This is a genomic window from Limosilactobacillus reuteri (assembly GCF_013694365.1).
GTDB lineage: Bacteria > Bacillota > Bacilli > Lactobacillales > Lactobacillaceae > Limosilactobacillus > Limosilactobacillus reuteri_E.
Window position 1 is genome coordinate 1,117,253 of sequence record NZ_CP059275.1, and the last position, 16,826, is coordinate 1,134,078.

Consider the following 16,826-nt stretch of genomic DNA (forward strand, 5'->3'; position numbering starts at 1 on the left):
TGTTAGGGTAGGTAATGCTGTAAATAAAAAGGGAGGTACACATCAATGAGTATTCATAAACATTATAAGATGTATAAGAAGGGAAAGAACTGGTGTTACATGGCAATTGCCACATTGGTAGTAGCAGTTGGTGCTTTATCAGTTTCACAGGGGGTAAGTGCTGATAGTACAGTCAATACCACCAGTGTTATAGTAGCTTCACAAAAGGCACAGGACCAAACGACTGATGTTGCTGCGGAAGTAACACCTGCAACGCAAAGTACAAGTGAAACGGCTAAGCAAGATGATCAGGCTAATTCAACTACTCAAACTGATCAACAATCTTCAGCCACAAATAAGAGTGCTGTGGCTCCGCAAGCAGCCGCTCTACAGAATGGTTGGCAAACAGATAAAGGGAGTAGTTACTACTATAAAGATGGTCAAAAGGTAACTGGTCAACAAACCATTAACGGTAGGAATTATTACTTTAATGCCCAAGGTCAGCAACAAAAGAACTATTTCTTAAACCAAGCTAACCATACTTATTACTTCCAAGCAGATGGTACCCGGTTGGATGATGGCTTCTATAACAATTGGGGTCACGCCTACTACTTCCAAAAAGATGGTTCTCGTTTAGATAATGGCTTTTATAACAATTGGGGTCACACATACTACTTTGGTCAAGGTGGTGTTCGGTTAGACGATGGCTTCTATAATAATTGGGGCCATACTTATTACTTCCAAAAAGATGGTTCTCGTTTAGATAATGGCTTTTATAACAATTGGGGTCACACATACTACTTTGGTATGAGTATTCATAAACATTATAAGATGTATAAGAAGGGAAAGAACTGGTGTTACATGGCAATTGCCACATTGGTAGTAGCAGTTGGTGCTTTATCAGTTTCACAGGGGGTAAGTGCTGATAGTACAGTCAATACCACCAGTGTTATAGTAGCTTCACAAAAGGCACAGGACCAAACGACTGATGTTGCTGCGGAAGTAACACCTGCAACGCAAAGTACAAGTGAAACGGCTAAGCAAGATGATCAGGCTAATTCAACTACTCAAACTGATCAACAATCTTCAGCCACAAATAAGAGTGCTGTGGCTCCGCAAGCAGCCGCTCTACAGAATGGTTGGCAAACAGATAAAGGGAGTAGTTACTACTATAAAGATGGTCAAAAGGTAACTGGTCAACAAACCATTAACGGTAGGAATTATTACTTTAATGCCCAAGGTCAGCAACAAAAGAACTATTTCTTAAACCAAGCTAACCATACTTATTACTTCCAAGCAGATGGTACCCGGTTGGATGATGGCTTCTATAACAATTGGGGTCACGCCTACTACTTCCAAAAAGATGGTTCTCGTTTAGATAATGGCTTTTATAACAATTGGGGTCACACATACTACTTTGGTCAAGGTGGTGTTCGGTTAGACGATGGCTTCTATAATAATTGGGGCCATACTTATTACTTCCAAAAAGATGGTTCTCGTTTAGATAATGGCTTTTATAACAATTGGGGTCACACATACTACTTTGGTGGAGATGGTGCCCGTTGGGATAATCGCTTTTACAATAATTGGGGTAATACTTATTATTTTGGAAATGATGGTGCCCGTTATACTAACCAAACATATAGTAATTGGGGCCATACATATTGGTTTGGAAATGACGGTGCTTTGCTGAGAAATGGTTATGTATTTCTTAACTCACAAGATTGGTATGCTCAATCTGACGGTTCCTTGCGCACAGCTCAATACTTTAGTCAATTTACACCAATCAATGCACCGGAAGGATGCTCAGTAGCTGCATTGGCAATGTTATTAAGTACTAAAGGTAAGTTTTTTAATCTAGGATATGCCTATAACCATGTACCACAGTCTGGCGGTGTGTATAACACTGGTGCCTTTTCAGGTATCATTCCAGCAGGAGCATTAGCATGGTGGGCATATAAAAATATAGATAGTAGTGTACGTGATATTTCTGGTAAGGACTTATCTCAAATTGCTTCTATAGTTGCCACTGGTCATCCGGTATTATATTATGGATTTTCTTCCTTTGAACGGATGTATGGAAATCGTAATCATGCAAAAGTTATAATTGGTGAGTCTAATGGCTATTTCCACGTATTGGATCCATGTTACTGGGGCAGAGGGCAAGGTGCGCATTCAATGGGAGGAAATGCTTATGATACAGGAGCAGATAGTTGGCGTTCGTGGGGGAGCGTTGCTTCTGAATACAATGGAAGTGCTATAACAATTTATTAAATGCAGATAATATATTTCACTATTACAATAGTATATTTTTTGGTTATAGCTGTGTTTATAAGAAAGAACGATACAATAAGAAAAGTAAGTATCAAATATAAAATATTTCTATTGGTATTTTTAATTTTGGCATTTATGGTTAGAATTTATAAATTTGATAAGCTTCCTAATTTGGATCTTGATGAAGCAATGGGAGGAATTAACTCTTGGTCGTTGGGAAAGTATGGTGTTGATTATTTTCATTTAGTGAAAAATCCAGTTTATCTATATGCCTGGGGTTCTGGAATGAATATCTTATATCCCTTAATTTCAGTACCATTTGTTAAAATTTTAGGATTAACGATTACTACGTATCGACTACCATTAATTATTATTAATTTAGTCTCAATCCTGCTTCTAACATATTCGTTATATAAGACACGAATACTTAAAAATATTCAAAGATTAATGCTATTGATAGTTATTTTTCTAAGTCCGGTAACTATATGTGCTAGCAGATGGGCTATTGAGAGTAATTTGTTTATTCCGCTAGTCGTAGTTATATTAAGTTTATTTATTCTATTTATATCAACGACTAGTAAGTACGCAAGAAATGCTTATTTGATTACTATAACGATTTTTATTGGATTATTAGCTTATTGTTATTCTAATAATTGGATTTTTTTATTTTCTTTTGCTATTTGCTTTTATACATGGCTTCTTCTAAAAGGAAAGATTGACATTAAACAAGTGCTAGTCTCATTTATTATTTTATTAATAGAATGCCTTCCATTAATTCTTTTCCTCTATGTTAACTTTATTAGTAAAAGGGAAATTTTCTTTGGAGGATTTACAGCTACTAAGTTAGCCACTTCTCGATCAGCTTTTGCTATTGAGAATAGGCACTTATTAACAAGCATTATTAATAACCTAACAAATTCTATCAAAATGCTAATTAATGGTTATGACGGGATTCCTAAAATAACTCCACAATTTTTTGGAGCTTTTTTACCATTAATGCTTTCTTTTTGTTGCATCGGTATTATTACCTATATTGTTAAAGAAAAGTCGGTACTTGATACTTTTATGTTCATAATGCTAATTTCAGCTTTATGGAACTTACTTTTGATACAGCCTAATTTTACGCATTTTAATGCAATTATAGTTCCAATTCTTTACTTTGAGGCAAGGGGAATAATGGAAGCATTTGATAATTACCAAAGTTTAATTACTTTCATGGTAATATTTACTCTTTTCTTTTTGGGTGCCGCTAAATCTTATGTTAATGATTATAATAACGGAACTTACAACAACTATGAAAATACAACACCAAGTGAATTAAAAGAAATGATACATCATGCTGCGTCTTATAATAATGTATTTTTAGTTTCTAGCCATGATATTAGACAAACGAATTCATTATCCTATTTTGTTTTACCTATTTTCTACCAACAAATTAATCCTTATGAATTTCATAGAGAGACTCTATATGCTCAGCCATCAGAATTTATGACTTATAATCACTTTGGAAAATGGAATATTGTTGATTTGCCGATCAATAGAAAATTGAAGAGTAAAAAAAGAGGGGTATATATAGTTCAAAATGGTATAAAAATGGACAAAGCTTCTTATAAAACAATACAAACGGGCAGATATTATACAACGTATTATTTTAAAGGATAAATGAAAGTGCGAAGAAACTCTAGTTTTGAATTACTAAGAATTATTAGTATGTTTGCAATTGTGCTACATCATTATGCCTATCATGGGACTTTTAATTGGCATCAGTATTCTATAGCAAACCTACCGACTTTAAGAATAAATATGATAATTTTGTTGTTTGGGAAGTTAGGGGTAGATTTATTTGTAATTCTAGGTGCATATTTTCTGTCTCAGAAAAGTTATAGTGTTAGGCGACCGATTAAGTTAGTAACAATAACTGTATTTTATAGCTTTTTGATATTCGGTTTACTAAAACTTCTATTTCCTAAGTCTATAGATGAAACAGTATCACAATTACTTTTGCCAATTCCTTTGCCAAGTGGATATTGGTTTGTTGGAGCATATATATTTATGTTACTATGTATGCCGGCAATGAACCTAATATTACAAAAATTTAGTATGAAAATGTTGCTAAATACGTTTATGATACTAGTGCTTTTTTGGTCAGTATTGCCGACTCTCGGATTTATTTTTCCAGGGAAACCCGATTTTACGTATGATGTTTTCGGTAATTCAGCAGGAGCCTATTTCTTGTTATTATATTTAATTGGTGGAATCATTCAAAGACACGGACTAGAATTTTTATATGGAGGTAATAATCTCTGGAAGATGCTAATTATAGGAATAATAATAGTAGTACTGTGGATGTATTTGTGTACTCAAAACAGTTTTTTGTATAATCATTATAATATTTTTGTATTACTCTATAATCCGATTGACCTTTTCTTGGCAATTTCTATATTTATTTTTTTCACAAGGTTTGAATTTTATAGCAAAGTGATTAATGAGATTAGTTTGTCAATGTTTGGGGTATACTTGATCAGCGAGGACTCGTTTATCCGTCCTATTCTATGGCAGCATATTGCTAATTCAAATTGCTTTGCAAATAATTGGCTTAGCTATTTAGGAAATGCATTAATAGTGTCTTTTTTGGTTTTTACGGTATGTATTATAATTGATTTTCTTATTAGAAAGCTATTTGGAAAATTATTTGATATAGTATCTAGCTTTTTAGCAAATTTAGTTGAGGCCCATTAAATGAATGATATATTAACGATTATTATTCCGTGTTTCAACGAACAAGAAGTTTTACCGGAAACACGAAAAGAAGTCGGTAAGATTTTAAATGACTTAATCGATGGGGAAAAGGTCTCTGCTAAAAGCAAAATATTATTTGTGGATGATGGAAGCAGCGATAATACGTGGACACTAATTGAGGACTATAGTAAACATTATTCATATGTTACTGGGATTACTTTTACGCGTAATTATGGCCACCAAAATGCACTACTAGCAGGTCTAAGCATTGCTTCAAAATATTCAGATATAATGATTACTATTGATGCGGATTTACAAGATGATGTTAATGCAATGTATGAAATGATTGATAAATATCATCAAGGAAATGAAATTGTTTATGGTGTTCGCAGCAGCCGTGAAACGGATACTTTCTTTAAGAAGAACACGGCCTTGGCTTTCTATGCACTAATGCGAAAACTAGGAGTACAGTTAGTACCCAATTCTGCTGATTATAGATTGATGAGTAAGAAAGCTGTTTTAGCTTTGTTGGAATATAAAGAGCGGAATCTATTCTTAAGGGGGATGGTTCCTCTTATTGGTTATCAATCAGCTAAAGTTTTTTATAAGAGAAAGAAGAGATTTGCTGGTAAGTCAAAATATCCATTAAAGAAAATGATACATTTTGCTTTTGACGGAATTACTTCTTTTTCTACAACACCAATAAAGTTGATAATGAATCTTGGAATATTAGTAATTATTGTAAGTATTGTTCTTATGATTTATACGTTAGTTCAGAAGTTTAGCGGGGGAACGACCTCTGGCTGGTCCTCATTAATGATATCGATTTGGCTTTTAGGGGGAGTGCAGCTTCTTTCACTAAGTATCTTAGGTGAGTATATAGGTAAAATCTTTACAGAGGTAAAGATGAGACCTAGATTTCACATAAGATATGAAAATTATTCTAAAAAAATGAAATTTTAATTGTAATTATGGTAGGATAGATAATATTATAAATAAAAAGGGGAGGTACACATCAATGAGTATCCATAAACATTATAAGATGTATAAGAAGGGAAAGAACTGGTGTTACATGGCAATTGCCACATTGGTAGTAGTAGTTGGTGCTTTATCAGTTTCACAGGGGGTAAGTGCTGATAGTACAGTCAATACCACCAGTGTTATAGTAGCTTCACAAAAGGCACAGGACCAAACGACTGATGTTGCTGCGGAAGTAACACCTGCAACGCAAAGTACAAGTGAAACGGCTAAGCAAGATGATCAGGCTAATTCAACTACTCAAACTGATCAACAATCTTCAGCCACAAATAAGAGTGCTGTGGCTCCGCAAGCAGCCGCTCTACAGAATGGTTGGCAAACAGATAAAGGGAGTAGTTACTACTATAAAGATGGTCAAAAGGTAACTGGTCAACAAACCATTAACGGTAAGAATTATTACTTTAATGCCCAAGGTCAGCAACAAAAGAACTATTTCTTAAACCAAGCTAACCATACTTATTACTTCCAAGCAGATGGTACCCGGTTGGATGATGGCTTCTATAATAATTGGGGCCATACTTATTACTTCCAAGCAGATGGTACCCGGTTGGATGATGGCTTCTATAATAATTGGGGCCATACTTATTACTTCCAAAAAGATGGTTCTCGTTTAGATAATGGCTTTTATAACAATTGGGGTCACACATACTACTTTGGTCAAGGTGGTGTTCGGTTAGACGATGAGTATCCATAAACATTATAAGATGTATAAGAAGGGAAAGAACTGGTGTTACATGGCAATTGCCACATTGGTAGTAGTAGTTGGTGCTTTATCAGTTTCACAGGGGGTAAGTGCTGATAGTACAGTCAATACCACCAGTGTTATAGTAGCTTCACAAAAGGCACAGGACCAAACGACTGATGTTGCTGCGGAAGTAACACCTGCAACGCAAAGTACAAGTGAAACGGCTAAGCAAGATGATCAGGCTAATTCAACTACTCAAACTGATCAACAATCTTCAGCCACAAATAAGAGTGCTGTGGCTCCGCAAGCAGCCGCTCTACAGAATGGTTGGCAAACAGATAAAGGGAGTAGTTACTACTATAAAGATGGTCAAAAGGTAACTGGTCAACAAACCATTAACGGTAAGAATTATTACTTTAATGCCCAAGGTCAGCAACAAAAGAACTATTTCTTAAACCAAGCTAACCATACTTATTACTTCCAAGCAGATGGTACCCGGTTGGATGATGGCTTCTATAATAATTGGGGCCATACTTATTACTTCCAAGCAGATGGTACCCGGTTGGATGATGGCTTCTATAATAATTGGGGCCATACTTATTACTTCCAAAAAGATGGTTCTCGTTTAGATAATGGCTTTTATAACAATTGGGGTCACACATACTACTTTGGTCAAGGTGGTGTTCGGTTAGACCTTCCGGATTATTCTTGCGCCGTTCAATTTGCATATTAAGCATTTGATTCCATACAAAACGAACACAACCGAAGGTTTGCCAGAGCTGATTTCGTTGTGCTGAATTTGGATAGATGCGCATTTTAACAGCTTTTAGAACCATTATTTTCTCCCTTGACTTTCAATATATCGTTTTACAACTTCTAAAAGCGCTCCACCAGTGCTAATTAAGCAATATCTTTGTGTCCAAAAGGCTGATTCCCAAAGATATTGCTTGATTTCTGGAAATTGTTTTTTGACCATTCTGGAGCTAGACGATTTGTAATCATTTAAAAATTTAGCCATTTCCGTATGAGGCGTTGCTCTAAACAAAACATGTACGTGGTCCTGATCATGATTCCATTCTTGCAAATTAATGCCGTATGCTTGTCTCACAACTACAAAACGATGTTTAAGATATTCAGATATTTCATCGTTAATTACTTTTCGACGATACTTAACCACCATTACCAAATGGTAATTAGGTAAGTATACTGAATGCTGATTTCTATCTAATTCTATTGTTATCACCACATTTTATAGATATATACTAAATATATCATAGAACAAAAGAAAAAGCACTAACGTGCTTTAAGAGAGCGATTCATCCCCTACTTATAGAAGTGGGGGTATTCTCGCAAATTTATGGATAAAATATGGTTCTAAAAGCTGTTAAAATGCGCATCTATCCAAATTCAGCACAACGAAATCAGCTCTGGCAAACCTTCGGTTGTGTTCGTTTTGTATGGAATCAAATGCTTAATATGCAAATTGAACGGCGCAAGAATAATCCGGAAATGGTGGTTAAGTATCGTCGAAAAGTAATTAACGATGAAATATCTGAATATCTTAAACATCGTTTTGTAGTTGTGAGACAAGCATACGGCATTAATTTGCAAGAATGGAATCATGATCAGGACCACGTACATGTTTTGTTTAGAGCAACGCCTCATACGGAAATGGCTAAATTTTTAAATGATTACAAATCGTCTAGCTCCAGAATGGTCAAAAAACAATTTCCAGAAATCAAGCAATATCTTTGGGAATCAGCCTTTTGGACACAAAGATATTGCTTAATTAGCACTGGTGGAGCGCTTTTAGAAGTTGTAAAACGATATATTGAAAGTCAAGGGAGAAAATAAATGGATTTTAAGCTTATGCCACTTAATGAAAAAGATTTACCAATTTTTGTTCCTGCAATGAAAGATTCGTTTAATCAAGCAGCTCAAGTACAGGATAGCTCCTTAGAAGATGTATTACCGACTGAAGATATTTATGTATCTCTTACTTGTGATAATGCCCATGGATTTAAGGCGGTTGTAGATCATGAGATTGTGGGTGGCGCAATTGTACAAATCGATGATCAAACACATCACAATCATTTAGACTTTTTATACGTTGATACTGCACACCAAAATAAAGGAATTGGTTATAAAATTTGGACTGCATTAGAGCAGAAATATCCACAAACAGTTCTTTGGGAGACATGTACCCCGTATTTTGATAAACGAAATATTCATTTTTATATCAATCGTTGTGGCTTTGCTGCTGTAGAATTTTATAACCAAAGCCATCTAGATCTTAACTATGAAACTCAGGATGATACTAATAATGAAATGTTTCGCTTTGAAAAAATAATTACTTTAGACGATTAAATGAAAGTAAACTGTCATATCGACCCTAATATTGAAGAGGAACACCTCGATTTATTTGTCCGTGAAATGAATCCCCAAATTAATAACCTCTTAAAAGGTTTTACAAGTACCGAACCAGTATTATGGTGTTATGACGCCGATCAAATTATCCCCATTAAATTCTCGGATATCTTTGAACTAACTGTCGCTAAGACTGGTACTAAAATTTCAACAAAAGATCATACCTACTTTTATCGTGAACGGTTATCCCACTTCAAAAGCAATCTTCCGAATGATTTTATTGAAGCATCTGTCAGCACTATTTTTAATTATCATTACCTTGATCACCTTGAGTTATTAGATAATGGTTTGATAGATGCAATTTTAACAAATGGTAGCCATATTCAGATTTCGCGACGAAAAATCAAAAATTTGAAAGCGAGGTTAGGACTATGAATGAAAAAATATGTCAAATATACGATTGGTTTCTCAGGAATTGGTGTTCTAATTGGCTTAGCAATCTCTTTAGTTTTCAACTATCTTAACGGCAGTACCACTTACTACCCATCATCCCCTAATTTTGTTAACCAATTCGCTCATCCCCTTAACGGCGTAACTGTTTCTGTTATTTTATGGATGCTAATTGGCTGTGTTTTTGGGTTTGGCAGTTTAATTTTTGAATTTAAAAATTGGTCACTGCTAAAGAAAACGATCATTAATTTTTGTGCTTACTATGCTGGCTTTGCGCCATTAGCAATCCTATGCGGTTGGTTCCCATTGACTTGGATTAATTTTGCCATTTTCACGCTTATCTTTATTGTAATTTATGTCATAATTTGGCTTCTTAATTGGTACTCAATAAAAAAAGAGATTCGCTCAATTAATCAGCAAATCAAAAAGTAGATGGCAAAGAGAAAGAAAAAACAAAATTTAATATATCTATCACTTATTATAATCGTCGCGGCAATAATCGGTGGGAGTTGGTTTTATTCTCATCATACGCGGGAGGTTAGTAATTCATATGCTGTTAGTGAAATGGCTACGTTAAGCAGTGGCGCAAGAGTATATAATTCACTTTCAGCAATTCAACGCGCCAACCTGCCTGATCAAGCCTTAGTTAAGGTCAATCGCTACTATCTGACTTCTAATGATAACGATGATACTTACGCACGGATTAACTATAATGGAAAAAATTATTTTGTTCGGGCCACCGATATTGAGTTGAAAATGAATAACGAAATCAATAGTTACCTTACTCAATCTGGTCTTCCACACGCTAAAATTACTAAACAAATTTCAAGTATATTTGAACAACGCGGGTATAGTACTTCATCTGGAAATCCTCGTGGGGTCGTAATTCATGATACTGGGAATGAAAATTCAACGATTAGTAGTGAAGTATCTTACATGAAGCAAAATTATAGTTCAACTAGAGTGTTTGTTCATACATTTATTGATAATCAACAAATTATTAATATTGCGGATACAAAATATATGGCAGAAGGAGCAGGGCCATATGCTAATCCATATTTTGTCCAGTTTGAAATGCCTCATGAATATACCGCAGCTTCTTTTGCAAACCAGCTTGGCAATGCTGCTTACTATACAGCCTATATCTTAAAACAGAATAATTTGCCCGTGACGAAAGGAACCAAAGATGGTGGTGGCACTGTTTGGACCCATGCAATGATTTCAAGTTATCTTGGTGGAACTGATCATGAAGACCCAATTTCTTATTGGTCGACATCGGCTCGTAAGGTATTTGGAACAACTTATAATATTAATAACTTTGTTGAATTAGTCCAGGCTTATTACAATCAAATGTGAATGAATGTCGAATTAGGAATCTCAACATTTGGTGAAACGACCCCACTCGAAAAAACTGGTAAGGCCATTAGCCATGATGAACGGATTAGAAATCTTATTGAAGAAGTAGAATTAGCCGACCAAGTAGGAATCGATGCATATGCTATCGGTGAGCACCACCGCAAAGACTTTGCAGTTTCGGCACCTGAAATCATTATAGCGATGGCGGCCGCAAAAACAAAACAAATTCATCTTTCAAGCGCCACTACTAATTTACCAACGATTGATCCAATTCGGGTTTTTGAGCAATATGCCACAATTGATGCAATGGCTCCTGGAAGAATTGAAATTATGGCTGGTCGCGGATCATTTACTGAAGCTTTTGACTTATTTGGTTACGATCTTGATAATTATGATGAACTATTTAAAGAAAAATTGGATATGCTAGTTGAAATTAACCGGAACGAAATTCTTGATTGGCCAAAAGGAAAGTTCACGCCAAAAGTTGACCACATTGGAATCTATCCTCGGCCAAAGAAGCCCTTGAAAATATCACTAGCTACTGGCGGCAATCCTAACTCGACCATTAGAGCGGCCGAAATGGGACTACCAATCGTTTATGCAATTATTGGTGGTCAGATGGATGCCTTTAAGCCATTAGTACAGCTCTATCGTGTTGTGGCTGAAAAAACAGGTCACAAATTAAGTGAAATGCCAGTTTCGGCTCACTCGTGGGGATGGCTAAGCGATGATAAGGAAAAGGCAATCAAAGAATATTTCTATCCAACTAAATTACTTGTTGATACAATTAGTAAAGAGCGGCCACAATGGACTGGCATGACATATGAACAATACCTTGAAAGTATTGGCGAAAACGGTGTTATTTTTGTTGGGAATGCCGATACGGTTGCTGACAAGATTATTAAAATGATGGAAGTGCTTGGCTTGAAGCGTTTCTACCTCCACTTGCCAATTGCCTCAATGCCCCATAAAGATGTATTAAAAGCAATTGAAATTTATGGGAAAGAGGTTGTACCAAAAGTTAAAAAATATTTTAAGGATAAAAGTAAATTGAATGACTTTTCAATTAAATGGAAAGAATAAATGGAATCACTGAAGCAAAATTTGTTGATCGGTCTGAAGAGAATAATCTTAATCCTAATTATCTTCCAATTAAAGATGCCGTTAAATGATTATTTCCTGGGAAATATTCCTTCAACATATCCCTAGATGATTACTAAAATTGTTGAATTAGCTCAACGTGCTCCATCATGGGTAAACTCTCAACCTTGGCAAGTATATTGTGCGATGGGCGATACATTACAAGAAATTAAGAATGCTTATCGTGATCAAGATATTGCAGGTAACCAAGGGGATTCAGATTTGCCAGTGATGAGCCGTGAAGATTGGGCACCGCAAACCCAAGATAATATGAAGCAATGGCGGCATGGAATTGTTCATCATTTTGCTAATTTTGATGAAGCTCATGAAAAGATGACAAATGCTAGTAATACTTTATATGATTCGCCTGTAATTCTTTATATTACTATTCCTAAAGCTTCACCAGATTGGTCGATTTTTGATGCGGGCTTATTTGCTGAAAATATTATGTTAGCTGCAACTGCTTATGGTTTGGGAACGATTCCAACCTATAACAGCGTTCGTTTCCCAGCGATTCTTCACCAAACTTTGAATGTGCCAGACGATGAACGGTTTATTGTTGGTATCTCGCTTGGTTATTCGGCTAATACGACAATTAATAGCTACAATTCAGAGCGTCGACCTGTAAATGAAATTTTGCATTTTGACTAAATGACTATATTTGTAATTCTATTAATCTATAAATTCATTAAAGGAACATTTGAATATGAAAAGGTAACACGATTTGAGCTAATAATTATCCCAGTGTATTCTGCAATTATGATGGTCTTGAGCTTAGAAAACGTAAGATCTTTAACGGCAGCTGGACTTACAATTATTCTTCTAATCTTAGGTGCTTCGATTGGCTTTCTACAGGCAAGTAAAACGCAGATTAAAGACACCAATAAACTAGATTCCCATCAACGACCGATTCTGAAGATTAAAAGGAATTGGCCGTATCTTGTGGGCTAGATGACTAATAACGATACAAGGATAGAATTAGTAACGACAGTAACTCCTGAACATTGGGATTTGCTTCTCAGTGCTGATCCAAGTAAGAAATTAGTTCAAAATTATCTGCAATCAGGGATACTTTTTGCACAGTCTAAAGATGGTCATCCCATTGCTGTAATGGTTTTGCAAGAACTTACATCGGATAAATTAGAAATAAAGAATATTGCTGTTGATCCACGGCTTGAAAATCACGGAATAGCAACCAGGCTATTGCAGGATGCCGTTCACTTTGCAAAGGTACATCATTATCAACAATTGCAAATTGGCACTGGGAGTACGAGCTTTAAGCAGTTATACCTTTACCAGAAAATAGGTTTTCGCGTTACTGAGATTAAAAGGAACTTTTTTGTTAAAAATTACGGACAACCTATTCACGAAAATGGTCTATTGTTACGGGACATGTTGGTGCTAACATTAGCTATCTCAGATTATTATTCCTGAATGAAAAAGTATGATGATATTCTGATCGGATCAGGGCCAGCAGCCTATAAAATGGCTAATCTTTTGGCTAAAACCGACCGTAAAGTATTGGTAGTTGAGGGTTTCGAATATGGGGGAACTTGCCCTAACTATGGGTGCGAACCAAAAATTTTTCTAGAAGGAGCTGCCCGGACTGTTCTCCAATCTCAGCAACTTCTTGGTCGAGGCATTAGTCAACCAGCAAAATTAGATTGGGAAGCATTAATGCAGACTAAGCTTAAGCGGTTTGATCCATGGCCAGGCGAAACTCGCGATATTATTAAGAAAAGTCATGATATTGAAGACGGCTACGCAAGTTTTGTAGATAACCATACTATTAGTGTAAACGGTCATCAATACCAGGCCGATCGTATTATCATTGCGACGGGGCAAACACCAAATATTCTGAATATTTCGGGTAAAGAGTATCTTCATACCAGTTATGACCTCCTCTCGTTAAAAGAACTTCCACAACGGATTACGATAATCGGTGCTGGCTTTGTGGGCTTAGAGTTAGCAACCCTTGTAGCAGCTGCTGGCGCTGAAGTAACAATCGTTGTTCATTCTGACCGCGTCCTTCGTGAATTTACCAAGGCGGAAGATGAAGCGCTAGTTAATGCGATGAAGCAACGGGGAATAAAATTTAGCTTTAATACTGATACGCAAAAAGTAACTCAAGGGAAAGACGGCTTGCTCGTTACAACTAATCATGGTGAAGTACAGGCTGACTATGTGCTTGATGCAACCGGTCGTCATCCAAATATCGAAAAATTAGCGCTTGAAAATACTGATATTGAATATGATCGTCATGGTATTAATGTCGACGGTCACTTGATGACAACGGTTGACGGTGTGTATGCAATTGGGGATGTTATTAATCGGAAACAACCTAAATTAACACCGGTCGCTGAATTTGAGGGTCAATATCTTTTTGATTATTTAATAGGTAAAACGGATCAAGATATTGTTTACCCGACAATTGGTCAAGCAGCCTTTACATTCCCAGAGGTTGCCCGTGCCGGTGTTAATCCAGATGATGTCACTGGTGACTCACAATATCAGGTTAAGACAGTTGCGCTAAAATATGGTAGCCTTTACGCAGGCCAAAACGATCACATCAGTACCCTTACTTTAGTCTTTAAGGATCAGCAATTGGTAGGGGCAAGTGAAATTGGCGATTATGCGGCTGATGATATTAATAACTTCTTGCCAATTATTGGTTTGAAGATTAATGGGGATGAGTATCGCCAAAAAGTAATGGCGATTTATCCAACGTTAGGCGATAAGGTTGCTGGATTGTTGCCTTAAATGTTACAAGTTAATACATTATTTATCATGATCGCCAGTATTCTCGTGTTATTAATGACACCAGGACTGGCTTTTTTCTATGGTGGTCTAGTCAATCGGCGCCATGCTAATAACATGTTGCTAACTGTTTTTATGATGTGTGGCTTAGCCGTGATTCTTTGGATTACAGTAGGCTACTCTCTTTCATTTTCCGGCAACCATTGGGGAATAGTCGGAAATTTAAATAATACATTAATGATTCATGTGCCAATCGATGCTATCACTAAAACTGGCATTCCAATTGGCGATTATGCAATGTTCATGATGATGTTTGCAATTATTACCCCGGCAATCTTTTGTGGATCGGTCGTCGGCCACGGACGCTTTAATTTTTTAATAATGTTTACCATTTGCTGGTCTATCTTTGTTTACTACCCCCTTGTGCATATGGTTTGGGCACCATATGGACTATTGGCAAGATTAGGGGCAGTTGACTTTGCTGGTGGATTAGTTGTTCATGTAAATGCGGGGATAACGGCCTTAATCCTTTCAGCCTGGGTTGGTCGACGGAAAGATGTTCATTCTCAACGCAATAATTTATCGTGGGTATTAATTGGAACAGCCCTTTTATGGATTGGTTGGTACGGCTTTAATGCTGGTTCGGCCCTCGCCGTTAATGATACGGCCGTACAAGCCATGTTAACAACGACCATCTCATGTTCAAGTGCAATGGTAACATGGATGTTATTGGATCGTTATCAGTTTAATCATGTTACCCTAGCTGGTGTCTGTAATGGTGCAATTACCGGTTTAGTAGCAATCACTCCTGGAGCAGGCTACGTTACACTAGGTGGTTCAATGATTATTGGAATAGTCGGTGCAATCGTTAGCCAATACTTTATTACTAAGATCAAACCACAACTGCCAATTGATGATGTTGTTGATGCATTCGGTTGCCATGGGGTTAGTGGTATCTGGGGAAGTATTGCAACTGGTATTTTTGCTAGCCATCAGATCAGTCATCTAGTACCTAATGGGCTTTTATTTGGTGGTGGTTTGCACCTTTTGCTTGTTCAAATCTTCGTTACCTTATTGACAATTATATTTATTGGTGTGATGGATATTATCTTAATAAAACTGCTCTCAATTGTTTTACCGGTTTCGATTGATAATGAAAAACTGGCGGCGATTCAAAGTAAGTGAATGAATAATCTATCACGAGAAGAACAAATTGCCTTAATCTATGACAAATGGCAAAAGATGACAATTACTAGTGATCCAATGTTTGGACTAGTAATGCAAAATAAAGAAATTTGTTTAGAGTTAATTAATAGAGCCCTGCCAAACATTAAAGCAAAACAGATTATCCAGTTAGACACCCAAAAAGATATTAATATTGTTAGTGCCCATCGTGTTCGCTTTGACGTTTATGTTCGTGATGATAAAAATAATATCATTGTCATTGAGATGCAAGTTAATAATCAAAATAACATACCAGCACGCTTACGTTATTACCAAGAACAGGTTAATCATGAGCTATTAAGACCTGAAAATAATTACTCAGTACTCAATAATTACCCTACTTATATTATTATGTTTTGTAATTTTGATTATTTTAAGCAGGGATGGGCACTATATGAATTTAATCTTACTTGTACTAGAGACCATAACTTGAAATTTGGTGATAATCGGACAGTCGTTATCTTCAATGCTCTTGCTAAAAAATTTGATAAAAATGATAAACCGATTAAGAACTTCCTTGCTTTAATGTGCAATCAAGGCGACAATAAGAATAGATTTATTGCACAGATTCAAGACGAAATTGATAAAGTCAAACAAGATCCAGAAAGGAGAAATGGCTTTATGAAGTACGAATTAAACTTGATGGACGCTAAAATGGAAGCACGAGAAGAAGGAATGGCAAAAGCAAAAAGGGAAGATATTAAAAAGTTAATTGACTCTCTTTATGAACTTAATATGAACTTAATATTAAACCAGAGATCATTAAACAAAAAGTTATGGAAAAATATAATTTAAAAAGGGAGCGAGACAGAAGTCA

Annotated in this window: 18 protein-coding genes and 2 pseudogenes; 18 read left to right on the forward strand and 2 right to left on the reverse strand. The window is 36.0% G+C overall.

Annotated elements, in window-relative coordinates:
* Positions 1-45: 45 nt before the first annotated feature.
* From HHK02_RS06540 to HHK02_RS06565, 6 genes are read left to right on the forward strand one after another with little or no spacing between them, the layout of a single operon-like run.
* A complete protein-coding gene (locus HHK02_RS06540; RefSeq protein ID WP_181462181.1) occupies positions 46-2,253 on the forward strand; it encodes a KxYKxGKxW signal peptide domain-containing protein in 2,208 nt (735 codons plus the stop codon).
* Positions 2,254-3,915 (forward strand): hypothetical protein, encoded by a 1,662-nt coding sequence (locus HHK02_RS06545; RefSeq protein WP_181462182.1) that lies wholly within the window; start codon positions 2,254-2,256, stop codon positions 3,913-3,915.
* Positions 3,916-4,992 (forward strand): acyltransferase family protein, encoded by a 1,077-nt coding sequence (locus HHK02_RS06550; protein WP_181462183.1) that lies wholly within the window; start codon positions 3,916-3,918, stop codon positions 4,990-4,992.
* Positions 4,993-5,955, forward strand: coding sequence for a glycosyltransferase family 2 protein (locus HHK02_RS06555; protein ID WP_181462184.1), 963 nt, complete (start codon positions 4,993-4,995; stop codon positions 5,953-5,955).
* Positions 5,956-6,010: 55 nt separating this feature from the next.
* A complete protein-coding gene (locus HHK02_RS06560) occupies positions 6,011-6,724 on the forward strand; it encodes a KxYKxGKxW signal peptide domain-containing protein (protein WP_181462185.1) in 714 nt (237 codons plus the stop codon).
* Positions 6,711-7,448 carry a KxYKxGKxW signal peptide domain-containing protein gene (locus HHK02_RS06565; protein WP_181462186.1) on the forward strand — a complete coding sequence of 246 codons (738 nt, stop codon included), beginning with the start codon at positions 6,711-6,713 and terminating at the stop codon, positions 7,446-7,448. Before HHK02_RS06560 ends, HHK02_RS06565 begins: the two co-directional genes overlap by 14 nt.
* On the opposite strand, the pseudogene HHK02_RS06570 reads toward HHK02_RS06565, so the two are convergent.
* A pseudogene (locus tag HHK02_RS06570) lies at positions 7,411-7,551 on the reverse strand (helix-turn-helix domain-containing protein); the annotation flags it as partial. The gene HHK02_RS06565 and the pseudogene HHK02_RS06570 overlap by 38 nt on opposite strands.
* A complete protein-coding gene (tnpA, locus tag HHK02_RS06575; RefSeq protein WP_181462905.1) occupies positions 7,551-7,949 on the reverse strand; it encodes an IS200/IS605 family transposase in 399 nt (132 codons plus the stop codon). The pseudogene HHK02_RS06570 and the gene tnpA (HHK02_RS06575), both read right to left, overlap by 1 nt.
* Before the next feature lie 134 nt (positions 7,950-8,083).
* Between tnpA (HHK02_RS06575) and tnpA (HHK02_RS06580) the strand changes: the two genes are divergently transcribed.
* The 12 genes and pseudogenes from tnpA (HHK02_RS06580) (at position 8,084) to HHK02_RS06640 (ending at position 16,804) form a co-directional block, all read left to right on the forward strand.
* On the forward strand, positions 8,084-8,569 hold the full coding sequence (gene tnpA / locus HHK02_RS06580) for an IS200/IS605 family transposase (RefSeq protein WP_181462187.1): 486 nt from the start codon (positions 8,084-8,086) through the stop codon (positions 8,567-8,569).
* Complete coding sequence (locus HHK02_RS06585; protein WP_085650514.1) at positions 8,570-9,082, forward strand: GNAT family N-acetyltransferase; 513 nt, start codon at positions 8,570-8,572, stop codon at positions 9,080-9,082.
* The gene (locus HHK02_RS06590; protein WP_085650515.1) at positions 9,083-9,517 is read left to right on the forward strand and encodes a LytTR family DNA-binding domain-containing protein; all 435 of its coding nucleotides are present in this window, start codon (positions 9,083-9,085) and stop codon (positions 9,515-9,517) included.
* Positions 9,518-9,964: a DUF3021 domain-containing protein gene (locus tag HHK02_RS06595; RefSeq protein ID WP_085650516.1), complete on the forward strand. Its 447-nt coding sequence runs from the start codon at positions 9,518-9,520 to the stop codon at positions 9,962-9,964.
* Complete coding sequence (locus HHK02_RS06600; RefSeq protein WP_181462188.1) at positions 9,965-10,888, forward strand: peptidoglycan recognition protein family protein; 924 nt, start codon at positions 9,965-9,967, stop codon at positions 10,886-10,888.
* Positions 10,889-11,971 carry an LLM class flavin-dependent oxidoreductase gene (locus tag HHK02_RS06605; protein WP_085650518.1) on the forward strand — a complete coding sequence of 361 codons (1,083 nt, stop codon included), beginning with the start codon at positions 10,889-10,891 and terminating at the stop codon, positions 11,969-11,971.
* 126 nt (positions 11,972-12,097) lie between these two features.
* Complete coding sequence (locus HHK02_RS06615) at positions 12,098-12,679, forward strand: nitroreductase (protein WP_231124814.1); 582 nt, start codon at positions 12,098-12,100, stop codon at positions 12,677-12,679.
* Positions 12,680-12,976 (forward strand): annotated as a pseudogene (locus HHK02_RS06620) (hydrophobic protein); the annotation flags it as partial.
* Positions 12,977-12,979: 3 nt separating this feature from the next.
* Positions 12,980-13,462, forward strand: coding sequence for a GNAT family N-acetyltransferase (locus HHK02_RS06625; protein ID WP_085681244.1), 483 nt, complete (start codon positions 12,980-12,982; stop codon positions 13,460-13,462).
* Positions 13,463-14,788: a dihydrolipoyl dehydrogenase family protein gene (locus HHK02_RS06630; RefSeq protein ID WP_181462189.1), complete on the forward strand. Its 1,326-nt coding sequence runs from the start codon at positions 13,463-13,465 to the stop codon at positions 14,786-14,788.
* Complete coding sequence (locus HHK02_RS06635; protein WP_139561386.1) at positions 14,789-15,970, forward strand: ammonium transporter; 1,182 nt, start codon at positions 14,789-14,791, stop codon at positions 15,968-15,970.
* Positions 15,971-16,804: an Rpn family recombination-promoting nuclease/putative transposase gene (locus HHK02_RS06640; protein WP_231124816.1), complete on the forward strand. Its 834-nt coding sequence runs from the start codon at positions 15,971-15,973 to the stop codon at positions 16,802-16,804. It begins immediately after the preceding gene.
* Positions 16,805-16,826 lie beyond the last annotated feature (22 nt).

Excerpts from the sequence above, each read along its gene's own strand:
- HHK02_RS06565 (WP_181462186.1), top strand. The coding sequence starts at position 6,711 with ATGAGTATCCATAAACATTATAAGATGTATAAGAAGGGAAAGAACTGG.
- HHK02_RS06590 (WP_085650515.1), top strand. The coding sequence starts at position 9,083 with ATGAAAGTAAACTGTCATATCGACCCTAATATTGAAGAGGAACACCTC.
- HHK02_RS06630 (WP_181462189.1), top strand. The coding sequence starts at position 13,463 with ATGAAAAAGTATGATGATATTCTGATCGGATCAGGGCCAGCAGCCTAT.
- HHK02_RS06550 (WP_181462183.1), top strand. The coding sequence starts at position 3,916 with ATGAAAGTGCGAAGAAACTCTAGTTTTGAATTACTAAGAATTATTAGT.
- HHK02_RS06555 (WP_181462184.1), top strand. The coding sequence starts at position 4,993 with ATGAATGATATATTAACGATTATTATTCCGTGTTTCAACGAACAAGAA.
- HHK02_RS06540 (WP_181462181.1), top strand. The coding sequence starts at position 46 with ATGAGTATTCATAAACATTATAAGATGTATAAGAAGGGAAAGAACTGG.
- HHK02_RS06640 (WP_231124816.1), top strand. The coding sequence starts at position 15,971 with ATGAATAATCTATCACGAGAAGAACAAATTGCCTTAATCTATGACAAA.
- HHK02_RS06595 (WP_085650516.1), top strand. The coding sequence starts at position 9,518 with ATGAAAAAATATGTCAAATATACGATTGGTTTCTCAGGAATTGGTGTT.
- HHK02_RS06545 (WP_181462182.1), top strand. The coding sequence starts at position 2,254 with ATGCAGATAATATATTTCACTATTACAATAGTATATTTTTTGGTTATA.
- HHK02_RS06585 (WP_085650514.1), top strand. The coding sequence starts at position 8,570 with ATGGATTTTAAGCTTATGCCACTTAATGAAAAAGATTTACCAATTTTT.
- tnpA (WP_181462187.1), top strand. The coding sequence starts at position 8,084 with ATGGTTCTAAAAGCTGTTAAAATGCGCATCTATCCAAATTCAGCACAA.
- HHK02_RS06635 (WP_139561386.1), top strand. The coding sequence starts at position 14,789 with ATGTTACAAGTTAATACATTATTTATCATGATCGCCAGTATTCTCGTG.
- HHK02_RS06600 (WP_181462188.1), top strand. The coding sequence starts at position 9,965 with ATGGCAAAGAGAAAGAAAAAACAAAATTTAATATATCTATCACTTATT.
- HHK02_RS06560 (WP_181462185.1), top strand. The coding sequence starts at position 6,011 with ATGAGTATCCATAAACATTATAAGATGTATAAGAAGGGAAAGAACTGG.
- HHK02_RS06615 (WP_231124814.1), top strand. The coding sequence starts at position 12,098 with ATGATTACTAAAATTGTTGAATTAGCTCAACGTGCTCCATCATGGGTA.
- HHK02_RS06605 (WP_085650518.1), top strand. The coding sequence starts at position 10,889 with ATGAATGTCGAATTAGGAATCTCAACATTTGGTGAAACGACCCCACTC.
- HHK02_RS06625 (WP_085681244.1), top strand. The coding sequence starts at position 12,980 with ATGACTAATAACGATACAAGGATAGAATTAGTAACGACAGTAACTCCT.